The sequence below is a fragment of the Rhodopseudomonas sp. B29 genome (assembly GCF_000333455.1).
GTDB lineage: Bacteria > Pseudomonadota > Alphaproteobacteria > Rhizobiales > Xanthobacteraceae > Rhodopseudomonas.
Genome location: NZ_BADD01000481.1, coordinates 1 through 5,030, shown reverse-complemented (window position 1 = coordinate 5,030; position 5,030 = coordinate 1). Strand labels below are relative to the sequence as shown.

Annotated in this window: 6 protein-coding genes; 5 read left to right on the top strand and 1 reads right to left on the bottom strand. The window is 60.6% G+C overall.

Going from position 1 to position 5,030, the window contains the following annotated elements:
* The 5 genes from I5M_RS31470 to I5M_RS17100 form a co-directional block, all read left to right on the top strand.
* The coding region (locus I5M_RS31470; protein WP_244432033.1) for a DegT/DnrJ/EryC1/StrS family aminotransferase at positions 1–459 on the top strand (459 nt) is incomplete at its 5' end.
* 72 nt (positions 460–531) lie between these two features.
* Complete coding sequence (locus tag I5M_RS17115; protein ID WP_022722509.1) at positions 532–1,527, top strand: SDR family NAD(P)-dependent oxidoreductase; 996 nt, start codon at positions 532–534, stop codon at positions 1,525–1,527.
* Positions 1,528–1,974: 447 nt separating this feature from the next.
* The gene (locus I5M_RS17110) at positions 1,975–2,337 is read left to right on the top strand and encodes a UDP-N-acetylglucosamine transferase subunit ALG14 (RefSeq protein ID WP_244432032.1); all 363 of its coding nucleotides are present in this window, start codon (positions 1,975–1,977) and stop codon (positions 2,335–2,337) included.
* Positions 2,334–2,831 (top strand): glycosyltransferase, encoded by a 498-nt coding sequence (locus I5M_RS17105; protein WP_022722507.1) that lies wholly within the window; start codon positions 2,334–2,336, stop codon positions 2,829–2,831. The genes I5M_RS17110 and I5M_RS17105 overlap by 4 nt, the downstream gene beginning before the upstream one ends.
* A 117-nt stretch (positions 2,832–2,948) precedes the next feature.
* Positions 2,949–4,124, top strand: coding sequence for a DegT/DnrJ/EryC1/StrS aminotransferase family protein (locus I5M_RS17100; protein WP_022722506.1), 1,176 nt, complete (start codon positions 2,949–2,951; stop codon positions 4,122–4,124).
* On the opposite strand, the gene I5M_RS17095 is transcribed toward I5M_RS17100, so the two are convergent.
* Positions 4,116–5,030, bottom strand: a 915-nt coding sequence (locus I5M_RS17095) for a glycosyltransferase family 4 protein (protein ID WP_022722505.1), incomplete at its 5' end; no start/stop codon positions are given. The genes I5M_RS17100 and I5M_RS17095 overlap by 9 nt on opposite strands.

The following is a 5,030-nucleotide window of genomic DNA, read 5'->3' as shown; positions in this document are numbered from 1 at the left end:
CAAATACAATCACGTAGTTGCCGGGTACAACTACCGCATGGACGGCATNCAGGGCGCGGTTCTCGGCGTCAAAATGAACTATATCGAGGCTGGACCGAAGCGCGCCGCTCGGTCGCGCTGCAATACGATCAGGCTCTTGCGAAGCTGCCACTCGTCCGGCCGCGGCCGCCGGCCCATTGCCGGCACGTCTATCACGTCTACGCCATCTGTCTGGCTCAACGCGACGAGGCCTTGCGCAGGTTGCAAGAGGCCGGAATCGGCGTTGGTATTCATTATCCCGTCCCGGTCCATCTGCAGAAGGCCTATGCCGGACTGGGCTACGTTGCGGGCGACTTTCCGGTCACCGAGTGGTTGGCCTCGCGTTTCCTGTCTCTTCCGATCTATCCGGAACTGCGGCCCGAGCAGGTGGCCGAAGTCGTCGACCAGCTGAAAGACATGCAACTGGTCGCAGCGGCCTAGGCGTCTTCGAATGGAATCGGCGCACCGCGGGTGGTTCGTCGGCGTTGACTGAAGGAGAGTGTCTTGGCTGATTTGAAGGGAAAGCGGATTCTGGTCACCGGCGGAGCCGGGTTCATCGGCTCACACATCGTCGACCTGCTTTGCGACGAGGGCTGCCTCGAGATCGTCGCTCTGGACAACATGATCCGAGGACGGCCGGAGAATCTTCGGCAAGCTAGGTTTAACGGGCCGGTTCGCTTGATTCAGGGTGACGTCTGCGATCGTCAATTGCTCTCATCGCTCGTCAAGAACGCCGATATCGTGTTCCATCAGGCTGCGTTGCGCATCACTCATTGCGCGGCCGAGCCGCGGCTTGCCAAGGAAGTCATGGTCGACGCAACGTTCGATCTGCTCGAACTATGCGTGGAGCACGGCGTCGAGAAGGTCATCGCGGCGTCATCGGCGTCGGTTTACGGCCTGGCCGAGCAGTTTCCTACGACAGAGGGGCAGAGCCCCTATGATAACCGCACGTTGTACGGCGCTGCAAAGGCGTTCAATGAAGGCTTGCTCCGCTGCTACAACGACATGCATGGTCTCGACTACGTCGCCTTCCGATATTTCAACGTCTATGGCGACCGGATGGACATCCATGGCCGTTACACCGAAGTGCTGATCCGCTGGATGGAACGTCTCGAGGCGGGGCAGCCACCGATCATCTTCGGCGACGGTCAACAAACCATGGACTTCGTCCACGTCCGCGACGTCGCACGTGCAAATATCCTCGGCGCGCTGGCAGATGCCACCGACGAGGTTTTCAACGTTGCGAGCGGCACAGAGACCAGCCTCGTGCAACTGGCGACAGCGCTGGCGTCGGTCATGGGTCATCGCAATCTGCAACCGGAATTCGCACCAGAGCGATCGGTCAATCCGGTGCCGCGACGGCTGGCATCGACGCACAAAGCAGAACGGTTACTCGGATTCCGTGCCACCATACCGCTCGAACAAGGATTAGCCGAGCTTGTCGATTGGTGGCGATCCGAGCGCGGATCCAACGCTGATGTGCGCCCGAAGCAAGCAGCACTCGGATGACGTCGTCGCGCTGAGCTGGTGCCGAGAGCGAAGTCCGGCGTCCCCAAAAGGCCCAGCGCCTTAGCGTGAAGGTGGTTAGTGAGAAGCCGCCGGACCGGGCGGGGCCGGCGTGCCGCCGGCGGCGCCGCCTGCTGGTCGTTATCCGGGCGGGTAATATCAATTACTTAAATACCATTAATTAAAAGCGCTTGCGTTTAAATAATATATATTTAAAACTTACGGCTACGGGCCCGATTTAAATGATCGGGTCTTTCGCTGGATGCTTGCGAACTCCGCGTTTGAAGGGAGGTCGAGTCGATGATTGGAAACGAAGTTTTTCAGGACAAAACGTCGCCACGCAGCGATACGTCATCGCGCGGCGTTCGGCCAAAATTGCTTGCGGTGTCTTCGGGGGGAGGGCACTGGGTGCAATTGATGAGGATCAAGCACGCGTTCGAGGATTGTGAGGTGACCTACGTCACCGTCCATGAGTCCTATCACGCGCAGGTCCCGAGCGACAAATTTTGCCTGGTGAACGATGCCAATCTCACCACCAAATTTGCCCTGCTGAAGGCGGCCGCCAAGCTCGCATGGATCGTCTGGAAGGAGAAACCGGATGTCGTGATTTCGACCGGCGCTGCGCCTGGCTACCTGGCGCTTCGCCTGGGACGGATCATGGGCGCGCGCACCATCTGGATCGACAGTATTGCCAACGCTGAAAAGCTTTCGATCTCAGGGGATCGGATCGGCCATTGGGCGGACCTCTGGTTGACGCAGTGGCCTCACTTAGCTCGTCCCAAAGGGCCTCATTACGCGGGGGCCGTGCTATGATCTTCGCAACGGTCGGGACGCAGGGACAGTTTGATCGTTTGATCCGCACCATCGATGGATGGGCTGGCGCGCACGGCAGGACCGACGTCTTCGCGCAGACGGGTCAATCGAGCTACCAAGCCAAATACATTCGTGCGGAGCGCTTCCTCGATCCGACGGAATTTCGCAATCGTGTCGAGAACGCAGCGCTCGTGATCAGTCACGCGGGGATGGGATCCATCATCACGGCCCTGGAGCTCGGCAAGCGGATTATCGTCATGCCGCGCCAAGCGAGCCTCGGTGAACATCGCAACGACCATCAGCTGGCAACCGCGAAGCGGTTTGCTGAACAAGGCAGCATTAAGGTCGCCTTCAACGAACTCGAGTTGATCGATCTGCTGGATCAGGTCCAGGTCACGAACGACGCCGAGCGAATTGCCTCCCAGGCATCGCCGACCCTCATCTCGACAATTCGAACATTCATCGAGACCGGCGATGTTCACAAACATCCTTGAAGAACGCATCATCACGGCCGTGTTCAGCGACAGAGGTGACCATTGGAACAAGTAGTGCACCGGCCGGATACGAATAGCCCGTCTGTACGCCCCCTGGGTTCATCGGCACGGAGCTCTGTGAACGTGCTCGGTCGTGATCGCGCCTCGGCCTCTCCCTCGATTCCGATCGCCAAGCCATTCCTTGATACGGCGGAAGCCGACGCGGCGCACAAAGCGGTGCTGTCGGGATGGCTCTCACAAGGCCAACAGGTGGCCGCTTTCGAGCGTGAGTTCGCGGCGTTGACTGGAGCAGGATATGCTTGTGCCGTCTCCAACTGCACGACCGCGCTGCACCTCGCGCTTCTTGCCGCTGGCGTCGGCCGGGGTGACGAAGTCGTCACCCCGAGTCATTCGTTCATCGCTACGGCCAACAGCATCCGTTACTGCGGCGCCAGGCCGGTCTTTGTGGATATAGATCCGGCAACCTATAATCTCGATCCGAAATGCGTCGCCGAAGCCTGCAATGAACGCACGAAGGCCATTCTCGTTGTTCATCAGATGGGAATGCCCTGCGATCTGGTGCCGCTTCTCGCGGTGGCAAATCACTATCATATCCCGTTGATCGAGGATGCGGCGTGTGCCATCGGCAGCGAGATCAAGATCGACGGCGAGTGGGAGTTAGTCGGGAGGCCGCGAGGATCCACAGCCTGCTTTTCGTTTCATCCACGCAAGGTCATTACGACCGGCGAAGGCGGGATGGTCACGACGTCAGATCCCGAGATCGATCGCAAGCTGCGCCTCTGGCGTCAGCATGGCATGAATGTGCCGGACACCGTTCGCCATAGCGCGCCGACCGTCATCTTCGAGGACTACGTGTCCGTCGGCTTCAACTATCGATTAACGGATATTCAAGCGGCAATCGGCCGGAAGCAGCTCGAGCGTCTGCCGGCAATCATCGGGCGGCGCCGCGCGATCGCGCATCGCTATGGCGAGTTGCTGGCGGGCCTGGAAGGCTTAACCCTGCCATTCGAGCCGGAGTGGGCCCGGTCCAACTGGCAAAGCTATTGCGTGCGGCTGCCCGACAGGCTCGATCAGAGGACGGTGATGCAGAACCTGCTCGATCAGGGGATCGCGACCAGGCGTGGCATCATGTGTTCGCACCGTGAGGCTCCCTATCGGGGCGACGAGCAGCGGCACAGCCTGCGTCAGTCCGAACTCGCCCAGGATCATTCGATCCTCCTGCCGATTTATGCGCAGATGACAGAGGACGATCAAGCTCGCGTCGCGGGCGCCTTGATGGCGGAGCTACGCTGACGGCTGCGCGGCGCGGTGCTGCACGGGCTTCGCCGCCGGATCGCCATTGCCACGGGCGAACACGCCCGAGATGGCATCGCGGGCATTCCGATCGTCGGTCGCGGCCGTTCCCGACCATTTGAGATATCGTCGACGAACTCGGTCGCCAGCGACAGCTGCAGCCACGCGCATCGCCTCGGGCACTACCAGCCTGGACGAAATCGGTGTTTCGACCGCCGAGTCATAAATACTGCTCACCAGGTCCGCGGCGCGGTCCAGACTGAATCGTTGTTCCGCGAGCTGGCGGCCGAACAATCCCAAATCACGACGCGTGCTGGGTGAAGCGAGAACGCGCTCGAGAGCCTTCTGAAGCGCTGGGGCCCCGGTGCCGAGCGAACCCGGTCCCAGCCCGTACCAGCCTTGTCGAAGAAACGTTGGGGCGCTCTCGCGCGTCAGCAACTCATTGAACCCGCCCTCACCCACGACGACGAGGGGCTTTCCAAACGCCATTCCCCTGAGCGCGGACCCTCCCTGACCCACGATGACGTCTGCAGCCGCATATGCGGGGCTCGGGTCGGCCAGCTCGCCTATGAGGAGCACGGCGTCATAGCCGGCGCTCGCATTGGTTTGTTCGGCGCGCCTGGCGACATCGTCACGAGCCTGTCCGTCTCCAACGATCACCAAACGCACAGGGTTTCCGGCAGCAGCCAACTCACGGACCGCGTCACATGCGGTGAGAAGACCCTCGAGCTTGAGGTCCGGGACCAGACGGCAAATCATCGCGATCACGAATTCGTCGCGCCGAATGCCGAAGCGGCTGCGAAAGTCCGTGCCGTCCAGTGCGGGATTGTCTGCACACGTATCTACAGGCGGCTCCAGCAATTCGATGTGTCTGTATCCTGAGGCGATGCGGCCCGCCAAGAGATC